We start from the raw sequence: 15,900 nt of genomic DNA on the forward strand, positions 1-15,900 counted from the left end.
CGGTCACTCGTGTTGTTACCACTTGTCACGCAGCGGATTCCTCCGTGCGTGCGGTGTTACTGGCAGGCTTCGCAGTCCGGGTCGTCGATCCGGCAGGCGGCGCCGTCGACGAGCGGGAAATCGAAGTCGTCCAGAACGGGAACGACCGCGGCGGACTCTTCTGGCGTAGTGGGAGCAGACATATCCGTTGTAGCGCCCAAGATCGCCGAACATTCCGTGACGCCCGCCACAGCTCAGGCGACCCAGTCCGGAAGAATCTTGTCCCCGTCCGCCGTCGCACAGGCCGGCACCACACCCGTCCGATACACCCGAGTACTCCCCGGCGCACACGCGATCGCCACCATGCCGCTCCGCGCGTCCGCCCGCACCTGCCGCTCCGCGTCCGCGGGCAGCACCACCGTCTCCCCCTCCTTCACGGCTTCAACGACACCGCCCACGGTGATCTCCGCCGAGCCGCCGAGGATCGTCCACACCTGCTCGGTGTCGAACGCGTGCACCGGCCCGACCGCGCCGGGCACCATCTCGACTCTCCAGACCGCCTGCTGGCTGCCGCCCTGCGTCGGCGAAGCCAACGTCGTCATCACCGCGTTGGGCGTCTCGGTCCGACGGCTGTCCCGGATCACTGTCATGCTGCTCTCCCCGTTAAGATAGACAATCAGGTTGTCCATATAGTCAACGAGGTTGTCTACCTATGTCAAGCGATCCGCCCGGATACGAGCTGCCGCTGCGCCTGTTGTTCGCCTTCCGCAGCCTGATCGACGACCTGCACGCCGAACTGGCGAAGCAGGGCCACCCCGGCCTGCGCCCGATGCACGGCTTCGTCTTCCAGGCAATCGGCCCGTCCGGGACCACCGCCGTGGAACTGGGCCGCACGCTCGGGGTCACCAAGCAGGCCGCGGGCAAGACGATCGACACCCTGGAACGGCTCGGATACGTCCACCGAGAACGCGACCCCGAGGACGGCCGCCGCATGCTGGTGCGCCTGACCGACCGGGGTCTCGACTGCCTGACCAAGTCCGCACAGATCTTCGACCAGCTGCGGGCTGAGTGGGCTGAGACTTTGGGTGCCGGGCGGTTGCGGTCGATGGAAGAGGATCTGAGGAAGGTCGCTTCGCCGGAATCGGCAAGGCTGGATCTGCCGGGGTGGTTCTCCGGGCATTGATCACGTGTTGCGCGTGTCGATGACCAGCCTCTCGAGCTGCGAAACGAAGATGCCGCGCTCGGCAAGCACGGCCTGATCCGGCGGCGCTCCGGCTAGTTCTCCGAGGCCGAGAGTGGTGAGCCGCCGCTGGATCGACGGATTCGCCCGCTCCGCTGCCCGCCGACGTTCACCACTGGCCCGGCACTCAGCGATCTGGTCACGCTCGTCGTCCAGCGCGGCTTGGAGGTCTGCATCGGCAGGCGCGAACTGCTGCGCGATCCGCCGCCGGATGCGATTGACCGCCGCGGGGTAGGAAATCGCCTCCCAGCCGTGGGTCGCGGGAAGACTGGCGCGCACCGCCGCCGCCCCGCGCAGCATCCCGGACACCGCCTCCGCACGGTACCGCTCAGCAGTCTCCGGACCGACCAAAATGGACAGTTCGCGCAGCGCATTGGCTGGATCGTCCGGGCAGTGCAGGAGATTGAGGATGACGTTCTCCCCGAGGTGCCGCACTGTCCCCGGCTCCGCGGCGTCCGGCCGGGTCGCGCCCTTGCAGCGCGTCAACGTCGCGCAAGCGTCCCCTTCGGCGCGATGCAGCAGGAGCAAACACGCCGCTCCCGAACCGTAAAGCCGCGCGAACGGATCATTCTCCAGATCAACCGCTTCCGACGCCCGGTACACCCGCATCATCGACGGCAGATCCAGCTGAAGCACCCGACCCGTCACCACGACGAAGCCATTGCGCTGCACCAGATCCACAATAGAATCGAATGCGTCACTGACCACTCCGTCCGGAGTGATCAGCGCGAACGTCCACACATCCGTCACCAGCGAAGGCTGATCGGCGGAACCGTCGCCCCGCGCAACGTCAGCTCGTCGACCGACACCGGCCGGTACGGCAGCGTCTCCAACCGCGCCACCATGGTCTCCAGCGGCGCTTCCACGTCCGTCCCGAAGAAAAACGCCCATTCGTGCTCCGGCGACCCGAAGTACACCGGCGTCGGGAAGACCTCCTCGAACCGGCGCCAGCATTTCACCAAGGTCGCGTTCCGCCACAACGTCGGACACCCACCCTGATACGCCACCACCCCGCCAGGCGTCAGCAACGAGCGGCACTGCTCCAGGAATTCCTTGCCGTACAACCGATTGTGCTGAGCATCGGTGCCATCCTGCTCATCCGGCAGATCGACCAGCACCACGTCGTACTTCTCCGCACAGGTGTGGACGTACTCCCACCCATCGACGTAATGCACCCGAACCGGCCCCTCGCCACGCTCCGCCCGAGCCAGGTCAGCCGACGTGTATCCATACGGAAGATGCTCCGCGCACAGCCGAACCGCCGCGGCATCGATGTCCACGTGATCGACCGAAGCCCCCGCCTCGGCCGCGATCTGGCACACCACGCCTTCACTGGACCCGACCACCAAGACCCGGTCCACAGTGGACGCCAACAGCAACGCCGGAACCAGCAGCGCCTCGTGATATACCAGCTGACTGAACTCGGTGCTCTGCCGTTCGTCGTCGCAGAACAGCGAAATCCCCTGCGCTGTCTTGCCGATCACCAGATGCTGGTAAGCAGTCCGCGTGTCGACCAGCACGTCCGAGACGTGCCACGTCCGGGTCAGTCCCGCACCGACTGGTTCCTCGATGTTCAACTGTCTTCCTGTCCTCTGTGGATAGTGGTGACCCGCGAAACGCTCGCGCCGAGCAAGTCCCGCAACAACTGAACCGCCTGCTCCGGATCCGCCTTGTGCCCGCACGTGAACACATCCACGAACGCCGACCCGCGCTCCGGATACGTGTGGATCGAAGCGTGGGACTCCGACAGCAACGCCATCGCCGTCACCCCGTGCGGTTCGAACTGCTTGTACGTCAGCTCGCACACCGTCGCGCCGGCCTTGTCCAGCACTCGTTCCAAGCTCTCGCACAGAAACGCCGGATCGTCGAGCAGCTCCGCGGACACCCCGGAAAACTCAGCCAGCACATGCCGTCCAGCGAATTCCCCGACCCCGCCGGGCTCCCCGCCGATGAAGTACGACCGCAGCGGCGGAAACCCGTTGAACGACACCGAAGAATAGCTTTGCGTGTACGCTCCAGCGTCCGGAATATCGACGTAATCCCCAGCCCGCAACGCCAACGGCAACCGATACGGCGTGCGCTGATAAAGCACGTCGTCCCCGTCGCACGTCGGCCCCGCAACCACGACAGGCCCATCCGGACCGCCGTCATGCGCGGTGACCAACCGGTACGCGATCGCCTCGTTCTCTGTCTCGGCGAGCCCGCCGTACCGGCCGATGTCGAGGTACACCCAACGCTTCTCATCCGCCGCGGACTTGCGCGACACCAGCACGACCTCGCTGCGAATCACCCCAGCCGACGCCACCACCGCACGCCCCGGCTCGAACGACAACTCAGGCGCCACCGCGAAATGCCGCCCCACCGCATCGCGAATAACCGCCGCGTACTCCGTCAACGGAGGCGGCTCAGTCAAATACCCAACGGGAAACCCACCGCCGATATTCAAGCCCCGCAAGGAAACCCCGCGCTCCGCAACCGCACGAGTCGCCTCGCCCGCGGCAGCGATCCCGACTTCCCAAGCCCGCGGATCGACATGCTGCGACCCAACGTGAAACGCGACCCCCTCCGGATCCAGCCCCAGCCCCGCCGCCCGAACCAGCAGGTCGACCGCCATCTCGGGAGCACAGCCGAACTTGCGCCCGAACGGCGTCTGCGATCCAGGACTGTCCACCAGAATCCGGCACGAGACCGTCGCTCCGGGCGCGAACTCCGCGATCTTCTCGAGGTCCTCGAGGCTGTCGAAGGTAAACCGCCCCACCCCCACGCGATGGGCGAACTCGATGTCCCGAGCCTTCTTCACCGTGTTGCCATAGGACAGCAACTCGGGCCGCACCCCTTGCGCGAGACACAACTCGATCTCCTCGCGCCCCGCGACATCGAACCCAGCGCCCGCTTGCCGAAGAACCCGCACGACCTCCGGCGCCGGATTAGCCTTGACCGCGTAATACATCCGCGCTTCCGGCAGCACCCGCCCAAGCCGCTCGCAGTTCCCGCGCACCACGTCAAGGTCCACGACCAGACACGGCGTCGACGGCTGCCGCTCCTCCAGGAACGCCCGGCAACGCTCCAGCACCTGCGAGAACCCTTCAGTCACAACGCCCGAGTATAGGTGCCGGCTTCACCGAAGCAGCTCCGCGAGCCTGCGCCGCGCGAACCCTACGAACGGTACACAGTCCATTACTTGACACTCCGCGCTCCCGATCTTCCCCCGCCGGACGCCGCCCGTCGCCTCGAATGCCGCCCCGACCTGAGGAAAGAACCGCCCGTTGTCGTCCCCGACGTCGTCGGTCCGCACCCACACCCGCTCCCCGTCCACCAGGTACGGAAACCGCCGAACCTTCCGCCGATGATGCGGGACCAGCGATTCGGCGTAGTGCAAGAACGAGTTCCGGTCATGCCCGACCCCGAGCAACAAGATCCGCGCCCGCTCCCGGTACAACCACTCGAACGGCGACCCCCGCCCCACCGCATACGCCAACGGTTGCCGACCAGCAACCTCCGCTGCCCGCGCCCCCACCGCCGCTACCGACGCCTGCGGATGCCGGCTGCGACAGCTCCCCTCCCACCCCAGCACCGCGTTGGGAATCGCCCCCATCGGCGTCGCCAGTCCCTCATGAAACAGCGGCACCCTCCCCCGCGCCTCGTCTACCTCGACGTCCCCCGCCCCCACATACTCCGGAAACGGATCCGCCACCTGCGGTGTAAACGCAGGCACCACCACCGTCCCCTCGGGCCCCACCGCCCGCAACACCCCTCGCACCACCGCATCCGCCCCGCCGTCCACCTCCCCCAACGCAGACAACGACGAATGCACCATCACCACCCCGCCAAACGAAACCCCCAACTCCCGAACCCCCGCACACACCATATCCGCGTCAACCACAATCACAACAGCCACCAACCCCCATAACTCACCAAGACGACCACTCCACCCCCATCCCCTCGCCCCCGCCGCAGTTAGCACTGGCTCGGCGCTGTCAAGGGTGGCCGTGCCAGCGGTCATCGCGCAGCGACGCCGAAGGCGCCCTTGATAGCGCCGAGCCAGTGCTAAACAATCAAAAGCGAGGGAGCCAACGCAACCCAGACTCACCAAGCAACAGGAATCCGGGAAACCCCGTAAATATTCTGCAACTCAGGCCGCAAAACAACCTCCCCCGCCACTCGCAGCTCAGGAAACCGCCGCACCAACGCAGGCAACGCCACCGTCATCTCCACGCGAGCCAACTGCTGCCCCAAACACTGATGAATCCCATGCCCGAACCCGACATGCCCCACCGCACCCCGCCGCACATCGAGCTCATCCGGCCGCTCGAACTTCAGCGGATCCCGATTAGCCGCCTGCACCGACAGCACCACCGACTCCCCAGCCCGGATAACCTGCCCGCCGACCGCGACATCCTCCAGCGCCGCCCGCACCCCGGTATGCGCGATGGACAGATACCGCATCAGCTCCTCAACCGCCCCGCCAGCAGCCTCCGGCTCATCCCGCACCGCCGCCCACTGCTCCGGATGGCGAAGCAACGCATAAGTCCCCAACGCCAGCATGTTCGCCGTGGTGTCCAGCCCAGCCGCCAGCAGGAACGTCCCCAGCCCCGCCAATTCCTCGTCGGTCAGGTCACTGCCGGTCAGGTCGCTGAACAGATCGTCCGTGGGCGCGGCCCGCTTAGCCGGTACCAGCGAAGCCACATACTCCTGCAGCTGTCCATAAGCAGTCATCCTCTCCGCTTCGGAAAGATCGACATCACTGATCGCCGCGGCATACCCCAGAAACGAAGCCCGATCCGAATAAGGCACCCCGAGCAGTTCGCAAATCATCACCGCGGGAACCGGATACGCGTAAGCTTCGAGCAGATCGACCCCCGGCCCGGCCTTCTCCATCGCGTCCAGATACTCGTCGGCGACCTCGGCCACCCGGTCGCTGAGCAACCGCATCCGCCGCACCGTGAACTTGCCCGTCAGCAGTTTCCGGAACCGCGTGTGCTCCGGCGCGTCGAGTCCCGTCATATCCCCCACCGGAGCCGGTGGCAATTCCGGGAACTGCTCCATCCCGGGAAACGGGTAGTGCCACAATTCGTACCGACTGCTGAACCGCTGGTCCGCCAGGATCGCCCGGACCTCCGCGTGCCCGGTGGCCAGCCAGCCGACGTGCCCGTCCGGGAACGCCATCCGCGTCAGCGGAGCCCGGTCCCGCACCGCGGTCAGCGACGGCGGAGGATCGAACGGGCATCCCCGCGCCCGCCCCATCGGAACCCCTTGCACGATCTCTTCGCCAGTCATCCCCCATGCCCCCTTCAGTGTGCGTATTCGCGATTGAAAAGCTTCTTGGACCAGAGATAGCCGCCGACGCCCATCACGGCGCACCAGCCGAGCGCGAACCACAGGTGGTTGCCCAGCGGCTTGTCGAGCAGCAGCGCACGCAGGGTCTCGATGATCGGCGTGAACGGCTGGTACTCGGCAAACCACCGCAGCGCACCCGGCATCGAGTCGGTCGGCACGAACCCGCTGCCGAGGAAAGGCAGGAGCAGCAACGGCATCGGCGTGTTGCTCGCCGATTCGACGCTCTTGCTCACCTGTCCGAGCGCGACACACAGCCACACCAGCGCGAGCGCCACCACCACCAGGAATCCGACCGCCGCGAACCACGAACCGACCCCGGCGGCGGGCCGGAACCCGACCAGCAAGGCGACCCCGGTGACGACCACGAGCCCGAACAACGCTTGCAGCACACTGCCGAGCACATGCCCAGTCAGCACCGAAACCCGCGCGATGTGCATGGTCCGGAACCGGGCGATGACCCCCTCGGTCAGGTCCATCGCCACCGAAATCGCCGTTCCCTGCACGGTGGCGGTAATGGTCATCAGCAGAATCGTCGGCGCGACGAAGTTGGCGTACTCGGCTCTGCCTCCGCCCGCGCCGCCTAACCCCGCGCCTAGAGTGCCGCCGAAAACGTAGACGAACAGCAGCAGGAACACGACCGGCATGCCGACCAGCATGATCGTCAGCGACGGATACCGGAGCATGTGCTTGAGATTCCGGCGCAGCATGGTCAGCGAATCGCGCACCGGGTGGAACCGCAGATCCGGGCCGGCGAGAACGGGAGCAGTCATCGGGAAGTCACCTTTTCGTCAGTGGGATTGCCAGTCAGGGCAAGGAAAACGTCGTCGAGATCAGGGGTGTGCACGGACAGTTCGCCGACCTTCACCGCCAAAGCGTCGAGCCGGTCGATCAACGCTTTGAGCGACTGCAAGCTGCCGTCGCTGGGCGCGCGCAGCACCAGCGCGTCGTTCTGCCGCGACGCCTCGCTCAGCGCACGCTGCGCCTCCGCGAGGTCTGCCTCTTCCTCGAAGCGCAATTGGACGTGGCCGCCGGGGATCTGGCGCTTCAACTCTTCCGCCGTACCCTCAGCGACAATCCGCCCGTGGTCGAGCACCGCGATCCGGTCCGCCAGTTCGTCGGCCTCTTCGAGGTATTGCGTGGTAAGGAAAATCGTGACCCCGTCGGCCACCAGTTTGCGCACGATCTCCCACATCGCCCGGCGGCTGCGCGGGTCGAGGCCGGTGGTCGGCTCGTCGAGGAAGATCACCTGCGGGCTGCCGACCAGCGTCAGCGCCAGGTCGAGCCGGCGCCGCATGCCGCCGGAGTACGTCGACACCGGCTTCTTCGCCGCTTCGACGAGATCGAACTGTTCGAGCAGCTCCGCCGTGCGCTGCCGCCGGGCGGTCCGGTCGAGGTGGTGCAGATCCGCCATCAGCAGCAGGTTTTCCTCGCCGGTCAGCAGATTGTCGACGGCGGAGAACTGCCCGGTGACCCCGATCGAAGCCCGCACCCCGTCCGCTTCCGCGACGAGGTCGTACCCGGCGACCTGCGCCGCACCGGCGTCGGCATTGATCAAAGTGGACAGAATCTTCACCGTGGTGGTCTTGCCCGCGCCGTTCGCGCCGAGCAGCGAGAAGACCGTGCCGCGGGCGACGGTGAGGTCGATGCCGTCGAGCACGACGTGGTCGCCGAAGGATTTGCGGAGTCCGGTCGCGGCGATCGCGGGCCGGGAATGGTTGCTGGACATAGGTTTCCCCTCAGATGTGAGTCAGGAGCGGTGGATGACGATCTCGCCGAACGCCGTGTGCCCGCGGACCTCGACGGTCTCCTTGGACTCGCCCGCGCCGGCCGACGTCTCCAGCTGGTTGCGGACGTGGCCGAAGTTGGTCTTCACGTCGAGCCAGGCCGCGGTGCCTTCGGCGATGCCGATCCGCAGGTCGCCGATCGCGCTCTCGAGCAGGACCGAACCGCGAACGACCTCGCCGAGCCGGATCGCCCCGTTGGACGTCTTCGCGTCGACCCCGGAACCGGCGTGCTCGACGGTGATATCGCCGTTGGCCGCACGCACCCGGACCTCGGCGCCGGCGGACTCGATCGTGGTTTCGCCGTTGGAGTTCTTGACCGCCACGGTCCCGTCGATCTGCCCGAGCCGGACCTTCCCGGACGACGTGGAAACCTCGGCGTCGCCCGCGACCCCCTCGACCGTCACGTGCCCGACCGAGGTGTCGACGCGCAGCGGACCGGTGCGGTCGAGGCTGACGTTCCCGGCCGCGGTCTTGAACCGCGACTGCCCGAGCTGCCCGGTGCCCTGGAACGCACCCGCCTGCACCTCGGCGGTGACCCGCGAGCCGGTGGGCAGTTCGACCGTCACGTCGACCGAGCGGGTCTTGCGGGAGAAGTCGAACGCCCGCATCTTCGGGCCGGTGATGTGCAGCGTGCCGTTGCTGTAGTCGACGCGGACCTGCTTCGCGGTCTTCACGTCGGACGAGTCCGCCTCGTCGGTCGGCCGGACCTCGACGACCGTGTCGGCACGGTCGCTCGCGGCGAACCGGACCTGGCCGACGCCCAGGTCGAGGGTGACGGAAATCGGGTCGGGCGTGTCGAATTTAGGCATGGTTGTCCCCACATTTCGGATAGGTGTGCCGTCTCCGCAGGTCAGAGACGGGTGAAGGAGTGCGCGAAGAAGAGAGAGCTACCGGACCCAGCCGGTGAAGCTCTGCTTGGAAAACGTGCCGCCGGGCGGCTCGAACCGCTGCTCGCGTTCGGGCCGCTGCTGCAGCGCCACGGTGGCCGCCCGGACGAGCCAGGCGTTGACCGAACGGCCTTCCTTGGCGGCGGCCTCCTCGACCGCGGCCTTGAGCTGTTCGGGCAGCCGCACGTTGATCCGCGCGGACGGACCGTCCTCGGAGAACAGCGGTTCGGCCTCCGGAGCCGGTTCCGCCGCGGGCGCCGGAGCCGGAGCGGGTTCGGCGGGCGGCGCGGTCACGACGAAGTTCGGGTCGCGGCCGCGCAGGCGCAGTTCGACCGAGCCGGGCGCGAGGTCCCGGGTGATCTCGTCGACGGCGCCGGACAGGGTGTCCAGGAGGGTCATCCGGATCGCCGATTCGAGCGATCCGGTCAGCCGCTCGACCAGCGCGCGTCCCTCTTCGCCGCCGGCCTCGGCCAGCGTCGCGAATTCCCGCCCGAGGTTGCTTACGTACGTGGTCAAGTCCATGGCACCACTATGGCACACGCTTGGCACCACCACAAGCCACCATGGCTCAGTTTGGCATCACCATGGCACCGAAATCAGCAAACCAGCAGCTCAAACCTGGTGCCATCTCGAGCAACCCCGTGCCGCTCCACGCCGGGCGAACGTACGTGAGGGGAACCCTCATTGACTCTGATTCCCTGAGGGTTCCCCTCACGCACTTCACCGGAACGACGCGACCTGGCCAGGCTCGGCTACTTGGCCGCCTTGGCCACCGGCAGCTCCACCCCGGCCCGGAACCCAGGGCACTCGTCCAGAGGACCGTCGTGCCGACACGTCATGAGGTGGTGCAGATAAGCCTGCGCGTCGAGCAGCCGCGTCACCTGCGCCTGGATCGACTCGATCCGGGCGGTGACCGTGCTCCGCCAGTCGCCGGACTGGCCGTGGACCCCGAGCAGCGCCGCGATGTCGTCGAGGCTCAGCAGGCCGGTTTCGCGCCAGGTGCGGATCAGCGCGATCCGGTAGAGCTGGTCCCGGTCGTAGAACCGCCAGCCGGAGCGGCGGCGCGGCTCGATCAGGCCGCAGCTCTCCCAGTAGTGCAGCGTCGACACCGGCACGTCGAAGCGCGCCGACACCTCGCCGATCGAGTACAGGTCCATACCTCATTGCACCGCACCTCGACCACTCGAAGCAAGGTTAGCCTAACCAAATAGCCCGCTAGCGTACCAGTCGGCCTGGTCGCGGACGCCGGGCAGCGTGAAGAAATAGCCGCCGCCGAACGGCTGGACGTAGTCCACCAGCGGTTCGCCGGCCAGCCGCTGCTGCACCGTCTCGAACTGCCGCCGCACGTCCTGCTGGTAGCAGACGAACACGTGCCCGGCCTGGAGTTCCCCGTTCGCGTCCACGCCGAGGTCGTAGTTGTAGGAACGGCGGACCAGGCGCTGGTTGTCGGTGGCGGGCGTGCGCGGGTTGGCCATGCGGATGTGCGAGGTCAACGGGATCACCGCGCCCTTCGGGTCGGCGGCGTAGTCCGGGTTGTCGGTCTCGGCGTTGCCGTCCAGCGGCGCGCCCGAATCGCGGCGGCGGCCGAACATCTTCTCCTGTTCGTTGATCGACACCCGGTCCCAGAACTCGACCAGCATCCGGATCAGCCGCACCACCTGGTAGCTGCCGCCGCGCGCCCACGCGGGTTCGGCCGGATCGCCGACCCACACCAGCCCGCTCGCCTCGCCGCCGACCGGATTCGCCGTACCGTCCTTGAACCCCAGCAGGTTCCGGCCCGCGCCGGACGGCCGCGGCGGCGGGTTGTAGCCGTGCATCTTCCACCGCAACTGCATCGCGCCGCGCGTGTGCCGGGTGAGGTCGCGCAGCGCGTGGTGCACCGTGTCCGGATTGTTGGCGCACAACTGGATCAGCAGGTCCCCGTGCATCCAGGCGGCTTCCGGCGCGTCGTCCGGGAAGATCTTCATCGGGGTCAGCTTTTTCGGTTTCCGCACAGCGAGACCGACGCGGTCGAAGAGGCTCGAGCCGAAGGAAACCGTGACGGTGAGACCGTCGGCGACGACGGACGGGCCGAGCACCTCGCTGTCCGACGGCGGCCGTCCGACGCCCAGATTCGGCGGCGTACCGCCGGTGGTGAGGAACCGGGCGCGGTCGGTGAGCGTGCGCAGGAGCGCGATCAGGTCCGTCTTCGAGCCGCTGAGCAGGTCGAATGCCACGAAGGCGGCGGAAGCCTGCTTTTCGGCCGGAGCCGGGGTGAGCACACCGGACTGGTTGGCGCCGTGGAACGGATACTCCGTCGCCGGGGTCGGCGCGGCGCCGGCGGAGCGTTCGTCTGCCTGTGCGCCGCCGATCAGCACGCCTCCGGTGAGCGCGGTGCCTGCCGCTCCGGCGGCCGCGCCTTTCAGGAAGTTGCGGCGATTGACGTTCGTCACTTCGGGATTCACCAGCCGATCAGTGGCTCGGGGGAACTTCGAGCAGAGTGGGCACCGCGGACAGCGTTTCGACGACAGCTCCGGCCGCGCCGTTCACCGCCTGCCGCTGGGCGAGAGTGGTGGGCGCGTGGTTGACCAGCGCCTCGTGCAACGTGGTGAGCTGCTTTTCCGCTGTCTGGACCAGATTGGGAGCGCGCTCGTTGAGCAGCGGGGTCAGCTCGACCAGCACCGTTCGGGTGACGTCGACGTCGGCATCCGTTGCGGGGTAAGCGGTTCCGCTGCCTTGATCGTCCATTCCGGACAGATGATCGCGGATCGCGTCTTCGAGGATTTCATGCGCTCGGATCGGCAGCTTCGTGGGATCGCCCGCGACGTCGTCAGTGGCGAGTTTTCCGCGCAGGGCCGTGAGGTCCTGGGTGAGCTGGTCGGCGACCGGGACCAGGGACGCCGGAGCCTGACCGTGCCACAAGCCGTACTCCAAGCGGTGCAACCCGGTGAAGCCGGGATCAGCTGCGTTGGCGGGCAACCCGTTGGGCAGGCCGTCGACCGCGGTACCCGCGTCGCCGAAGCTGTTGTAGGACGCGCCGACTCGCTCCCACGCGAGCTGCGCGGTCAGCCAATCCTTCTTCGCCGCTTCGGTGTTGTTCGCGGCCAGATCCGCGCGGACCGTGCCCACCGCGATCGACACCGTGCCGAGTTGCTGGGCTGCGTAAGCGAGATATTTCTGATTCGGGCCGGTGAGATCTTCAGTGGTGACCGGCTTGACCGGAGCCGGACCGTCGTTCGCCGCCCCACCGCTGACCTGCACCGGAGCCGACGCGGTGGTCGCCTGCCCGGACATCAGGCAGTGGAAGGTGTAGGAACCGTCGGCCAGCGTCGCGGACATCGTGGCACTCGTGGCCGGGCCGATCGTCTCGATCTCCGCGACGATTCCGCCGCTGCTGTCGTCGAGCCGGATCTCGCCTGCCTTCGCGGTTTTGTTGGTCACCGTGATGCTTTGCGTACCGGCCTGCGCGGACTTCCACTCCGGCGCGCAATCGTGCTCGGATACGGAGATCGTGGAACCCGTTGCGGCTTGGGGAAGTACGGCGATCACCAACGCGGCCACCGCGACCGGTGCCAGCACCAGCGCGCCCGCGACGATCGCGGTGTGCTTGCCCGCCAGCCGTTCCCACTTCCCCGCCGGCGCAGGTTCGCTTTCCGGCTTGCGCTCGAGGGGCTGCCGACCGGCCTTGACGAACAGCGGGAGCACGACGGCGAGGTAACCGAGCCAGGCCGTCACCTGCAGGACGGTCATCCGGGGCGTCAACTCGGTAACGCCGCTGATCAGCGAAACCCACCACGAGTTCGGGTCGAACGTGCCGGTGAGGTCGAAGGCGACCCAGCTCTGGCCGGGCAGCACGCCCCCGTCCTCGAGGTCGCCGAGGCCATAGGACAGAACGCCCGCCGCGATGACGATCAGCACGAATGCCGTGCGGCTGAAGAAAACGCCGAGGTTGAGCTTTACCGCGCGGCGGTAGAGCAGCCAGCACAGCAGGATCGCGAGACCGAGCCCGAGCGCCGCTCCGGTCAGCGGCGCGACCGTGGTGCCGGACGCTTTCACCGCCGTCCAGAGGAACAGCGTGGTCTCCAGGCCCTCGCGGCCGACCGCCAGGAACGCGGTGAGGGTAAGCGCGCCCGCGCCGATCGCCACCGCGCGTTCGACTTCGCCGCGCAATTGCGCGGAAAGCCCCATCGCGGTACGCCGCATCCAAAACACCATGCCGGTGACGAGGAATACCGCGAGCACGCTCAACGAGCCGCCGACGATCTGCTGCGCGCGCGAAGAAAGGACATCGGTGGAAAAGGTGAGAATTGTGGCGAAACTGCCCGCTACGGTCACCGCGCCCAGCACGCCCAGCCACACCGGAGCGGCCGAAACCGGCCCCGCTGTGCCCTCTTCCGGCCGCCGGATCTTGCGCAGCGCGGCCAGCAGGATGCTCACCACGAGGCCCGCTTCCAGCCCTTCGCGCAAGCCGATCATCAGGTTCGGAACCGCGTCTGCCCACTGCACGCAGATTACGATAGGCAAACCTAAATTAGCGGTCGAGAGCGGGCCGGGAAACGGTTCTTTTTCTCCCGGATAGTCCTTATTCGGGGCCGATGATCCGTTCGACCGCCTCGGTGATCAAGTGTTCCCGTTCCGCTTCGGAGAAAACGTCCGGCAAGGTCAGCTGTTCGACGATCAGCCAGTTCAGCGCGAGAATCAGCAGCTTGACCGCGGTGGCGTCGCCGGGCAGCCCGGACGCCAGGTGGTACGCGACGTTCCCCTCGACGTCGTCCCGGACCCGCTCCGTCAGCACCCTCCGCAATTCCGGCCGCCGAGTGGCTTCGAGGCGGAGCTCCAGCAACGCCAGATACCCGGTGCGGAACGCCGCGATCCGGCCGACCAGCTCACGCATCAGCTGGGCATACGACTCCCGGTCCCCGAGCCCCGGCGGCAGCGAGTCGTCCTCCGGCTGCAGCCGCTCGTACACCCGAGCCCCGGCCTGCGTGAAAAGCTCGTCACGATTGGCGAAGTAGTTCGACGCGGTGCCCGCGGGCACGCCAGCCTCCCCGTCGACCGCCCGGAACGTCAGCCCGCGCGCTCCCTCGCGCGCCAGCACCTCGATCGCCGCGTCGACGAGCGCAGCCCGCCGCTGGTCGTTCCTCCGCACCATTTGACACCACTCCAGCTGTAGTAGTACGTTTCAAACCACTTCAGGCATAGTACTACAGACGGAGTTACCAGATGCGAAAGCTCGTGTACTACATCGCAGTCACCCTCGACGGCCGCATCGCCGGCCCCGCGGGCGAGTTCGATTTCTTCCCGCAAGGCGACGCCCAGCAGACCGCCGCTTACATGGGATTCATGAACACGCTGTACCCGGAAACCATCCCGACCGCCTTCCGCTCCGCTGCCGGTGTCGAAGGTGCCCCGAACCGCCGTTTCGACACTGTCCTAATGGGCCGCGCGACGCATCAGCTCGATCCGAGCGTCCCCAGTCCCTATGCGCACCTTCGCCAGTACGTCGTGTCGAGCACCCTGAAACCAGACCTCGACCCAGCAGTAACCATCGTCCCCGGCGATCCGGTCGGCCTGGTGAGAGACCTGAAGACGGAGGAAACCGAAAAAGACATCTGGCTCTGCGGCGGCGGCAAACTGGCCGGGGCGCTGCTGCCGGAGATCGACGAAATCGTGCTGAAGAGCTACCCGGTGGTGGCCGGTGCGGGAATCCCAATGGTGGAGGGCGGGTTCGATCCGACGGTGTTTTCAGTGGCGGAACGAACGGCTTTCCCGAACGGGGTCACGGCGACCCGGCTCGTACGGAACTAGACGGACGGGCCGCGATTTCGGGCGTGCTTCGGACAGGCGGGCGCTCGCTGACACGGCTGCCCAGTCGGGGTGCTGCGCATCTCCGCCCCAGCCGACACGGCTGCCCCGGCCCCGTGCCGCACCACTCCGCCCCGGGCGACACGGCAACCAGGGCCAAGCGCCGCATAACTCCGCCCTAGCTGACACGGCGGCCCGGTCCAAGTGCTGCACAACTCCGCCCCACCTGACACGGCTGCCCGGCGTAAGTGCCGCATAACTCCGCCCCACCTGACACGGCTGCCCGGCGCAGGCACCGCACCACCCCACCCCGCCGGGCACAACTGCCCGGCCCAAGTGCCGCACAACTCCGCCCCACCTGACACGGCTGCCCGGCCCAAGTGCCGCATAACTCCGCCCCACCTGACACGGCTGCCCGGCGCAGGCACCGCACCACCCCACCCCGCCGGGCACAACTGCCCGGCCCAAGTGCCGCACAACTCCGCCCCACCTGACACGGCTGCCCGGCCCAAGTGCCGCATAACTCCGCCCCACCTGACACGGCTGCCCGGCGCAGGCACCGCACCACCCCACCCCGCCGGGCACAACTGCCCGGCCCAAGTGCCGCATAACTCCGCCCCACCTGGCAGGCGGCCCGGCCAAGGCACCGCACAACGTCACCCCGTCGGGCACAGCTGCCCGGTGCCGCATAACTCCGGCCCCAGCCGACACTGCCACCAGCTCCAAGTGCCGCACAACTCCACCCCGGCGTACACCGCTGCCCGGTTCAGGCGCTGCACAACTCCGCCCCAGCCAACAGATCCACGCCCCGCCTCACTCTGCCCCGGCCAACACGGCGACCAAATCCATGGGCCTGACCCGTTTTGACGGACATCCGAGATCAGGGGGC

Annotated in this window: 17 protein-coding genes and 1 pseudogene; 2 read left to right on the forward strand and 16 right to left on the reverse strand. The window is 67.5% G+C overall.

What is annotated here, in order from left to right; translation table 11 throughout:
- Nucleotides 1-56: 56 nt before the first annotated feature.
- Entirely contained in the window at nt 57-182 is a 126-nt protein-coding gene (locus EIZ44_RS45995; protein WP_255409804.1) for a hypothetical protein, read from the reverse strand.
- A 51-nt stretch (nt 183-233) separates the two neighbouring features.
- Nucleotides 234-629 carry a cupin domain-containing protein gene (locus EIZ44_RS30710; protein ID WP_205673365.1) on the reverse strand — a complete coding sequence of 132 codons (396 nt, stop codon included), beginning with the start codon at nt 627-629 and terminating at the stop codon, nt 234-236.
- Between the two features lie 62 nt (nt 630-691).
- On the opposite strand from EIZ44_RS30710, the gene EIZ44_RS30715 reads away from it, so the two are divergent.
- Complete coding sequence (locus tag EIZ44_RS30715; RefSeq protein ID WP_134732727.1) at nt 692-1,162, forward strand: MarR family winged helix-turn-helix transcriptional regulator; 471 nt, start codon at nt 692-694, stop codon at nt 1,160-1,162.
- On the opposite strand, the gene EIZ44_RS30720 is transcribed toward EIZ44_RS30715, so the two are convergent.
- From EIZ44_RS30720 to EIZ44_RS30780, 14 genes and pseudogenes are all read right to left on the reverse strand, one after another.
- Complete coding sequence (locus EIZ44_RS30720; protein ID WP_167754326.1) at nt 1,163-1,969, reverse strand: nucleoside-diphosphate kinase; 807 nt, start codon at nt 1,967-1,969, stop codon at nt 1,163-1,165.
- The gene (locus EIZ44_RS30725) at nt 1,966-2,796 is read right to left on the reverse strand and encodes a spermidine synthase (RefSeq protein ID WP_134732729.1); all 831 of its coding nucleotides are present in this window, start codon (nt 2,794-2,796) and stop codon (nt 1,966-1,968) included. Before EIZ44_RS30725 ends, EIZ44_RS30720 begins: the two co-directional genes overlap by 4 nt.
- The gene (gene speD, locus EIZ44_RS45710; RefSeq protein ID WP_043839628.1) at nt 2,793-3,170 is read right to left on the reverse strand and encodes an adenosylmethionine decarboxylase; all 378 of its coding nucleotides are present in this window, start codon (nt 3,168-3,170) and stop codon (nt 2,793-2,795) included. The genes EIZ44_RS30725 and speD overlap by 4 nt, the downstream gene beginning before the upstream one ends.
- A gap of 75 nt (nt 3,171-3,245) precedes the next feature.
- A pseudogene (locus EIZ44_RS30730) lies at nt 3,246-4,313 on the reverse strand (type III PLP-dependent enzyme); the annotation flags it as partial.
- Between the two features lie 24 nt (nt 4,314-4,337).
- Nucleotides 4,338-5,117, reverse strand: coding sequence for an AAC(3) family N-acetyltransferase (locus EIZ44_RS30735; RefSeq protein WP_240691458.1), 780 nt, complete (start codon nt 5,115-5,117; stop codon nt 4,338-4,340).
- A 188-nt stretch (nt 5,118-5,305) separates the two neighbouring features.
- Nucleotides 5,306-6,496 (reverse strand): cytochrome P450, encoded by a 1,191-nt coding sequence (locus EIZ44_RS30740; RefSeq protein WP_134732731.1) that lies wholly within the window; start codon nt 6,494-6,496, stop codon nt 5,306-5,308.
- Between the two features lie 14 nt (nt 6,497-6,510).
- Nucleotides 6,511-7,326 (reverse strand): ABC transporter permease, encoded by an 816-nt coding sequence (locus EIZ44_RS30745; RefSeq protein ID WP_037812077.1) that lies wholly within the window; start codon nt 7,324-7,326, stop codon nt 6,511-6,513.
- Entirely contained in the window at nt 7,323-8,282 is a 960-nt protein-coding gene (locus EIZ44_RS30750; RefSeq protein ID WP_134663289.1) for an ATP-binding cassette domain-containing protein, read from the reverse strand. The genes EIZ44_RS30745 and EIZ44_RS30750 overlap by 4 nt, the downstream gene beginning before the upstream one ends.
- A 21-nt stretch (nt 8,283-8,303) precedes the next feature.
- Nucleotides 8,304-9,149, reverse strand: coding sequence for a DUF4097 family beta strand repeat-containing protein (locus tag EIZ44_RS30755; RefSeq protein ID WP_037812081.1), 846 nt, complete (start codon nt 9,147-9,149; stop codon nt 8,304-8,306).
- Nucleotides 9,150-9,227: 78 nt separating this feature from the next.
- Nucleotides 9,228-9,749, reverse strand: coding sequence for a YlcI/YnfO family protein (locus EIZ44_RS30760; protein WP_134732732.1), 522 nt, complete (start codon nt 9,747-9,749; stop codon nt 9,228-9,230).
- Nucleotides 9,750-9,979: 230 nt separating this feature from the next.
- The gene (locus tag EIZ44_RS30765) at nt 9,980-10,384 is read right to left on the reverse strand and encodes a MerR family transcriptional regulator (RefSeq protein ID WP_043839387.1); all 405 of its coding nucleotides are present in this window, start codon (nt 10,382-10,384) and stop codon (nt 9,980-9,982) included.
- A 42-nt stretch (nt 10,385-10,426) separates the two neighbouring features.
- Nucleotides 10,427-11,659 (reverse strand): iron uptake transporter deferrochelatase/peroxidase subunit, encoded by a 1,233-nt coding sequence (gene efeB, locus EIZ44_RS30770; RefSeq protein WP_167754327.1) that lies wholly within the window; start codon nt 11,657-11,659, stop codon nt 10,427-10,429.
- A gap of 19 nt (nt 11,660-11,678) precedes the next feature.
- Nucleotides 11,679-13,712 carry an iron uptake transporter permease EfeU gene (gene efeU / locus EIZ44_RS30775; protein WP_167754328.1) on the reverse strand — a complete coding sequence of 678 codons (2,034 nt, stop codon included), beginning with the start codon at nt 13,710-13,712 and terminating at the stop codon, nt 11,679-11,681.
- Nucleotides 13,713-13,788: 76 nt separating this feature from the next.
- The gene (locus EIZ44_RS30780) at nt 13,789-14,358 is read right to left on the reverse strand and encodes a TetR/AcrR family transcriptional regulator (protein ID WP_043839390.1); all 570 of its coding nucleotides are present in this window, start codon (nt 14,356-14,358) and stop codon (nt 13,789-13,791) included.
- A gap of 71 nt (nt 14,359-14,429) precedes the next feature.
- On the opposite strand from EIZ44_RS30780, the gene EIZ44_RS30785 reads away from it, so the two are divergent.
- On the forward strand, nt 14,430-15,014 hold the full coding sequence (locus EIZ44_RS30785; protein WP_134732733.1) for a dihydrofolate reductase family protein: 585 nt from the start codon (nt 14,430-14,432) through the stop codon (nt 15,012-15,014).
- Nucleotides 15,015-15,900: the final 886 nt, after the last annotated feature.

The sequence above is a fragment of the Amycolatopsis nivea genome (genome assembly GCF_004522235.1).
Lineage (GTDB): Bacteria > Actinomycetota > Actinomycetes > Mycobacteriales > Pseudonocardiaceae > Amycolatopsis > Amycolatopsis nivea.

What these genes read in the sequence shown, in the direction of transcription:
- EIZ44_RS45995 (WP_255409804.1), bottom strand. Translation starts at nt 182, where the DNA reads ATGTCTGCTCCCACTACGCCAGAAGAGTCCGCCGCGGTCGTTCCCGTT.
- EIZ44_RS30710 (WP_205673365.1), bottom strand. Translation starts at nt 629, where the DNA reads ATGACAGTGATCCGGGACAGCCGTCGGACCGAGACGCCCAACGCGGTG.
- EIZ44_RS30715 (WP_134732727.1), top strand. Translation starts at nt 692, where the DNA reads ATGTCAAGCGATCCGCCCGGATACGAGCTGCCGCTGCGCCTGTTGTTC.
- EIZ44_RS30740 (WP_134732731.1), bottom strand. Translation starts at nt 6,496, where the DNA reads ATGACTGGCGAAGAGATCGTGCAAGGGGTTCCGATGGGGCGGGCGCGG.
- EIZ44_RS30745 (WP_037812077.1), bottom strand. Translation starts at nt 7,326, where the DNA reads ATGACTGCTCCCGTTCTCGCCGGCCCGGATCTGCGGTTCCACCCGGTG.
- EIZ44_RS30750 (WP_134663289.1), bottom strand. Translation starts at nt 8,282, where the DNA reads ATGTCCAGCAACCATTCCCGGCCCGCGATCGCCGCGACCGGACTCCGC.
- EIZ44_RS30755 (WP_037812081.1), bottom strand. Translation starts at nt 9,149, where the DNA reads ATGCCTAAATTCGACACGCCCGACCCGATTTCCGTCACCCTCGACCTG.
- EIZ44_RS30760 (WP_134732732.1), bottom strand. Translation starts at nt 9,749, where the DNA reads ATGGACTTGACCACGTACGTAAGCAACCTCGGGCGGGAATTCGCGACG.
- EIZ44_RS30765 (WP_043839387.1), bottom strand. Translation starts at nt 10,384, where the DNA reads ATGGACCTGTACTCGATCGGCGAGGTGTCGGCGCGCTTCGACGTGCCG.
- EIZ44_RS30780 (WP_043839390.1), bottom strand. Translation starts at nt 14,358, where the DNA reads ATGGTGCGGAGGAACGACCAGCGGCGGGCTGCGCTCGTCGACGCGGCG.
- EIZ44_RS30785 (WP_134732733.1), top strand. Translation starts at nt 14,430, where the DNA reads ATGCGAAAGCTCGTGTACTACATCGCAGTCACCCTCGACGGCCGCATC.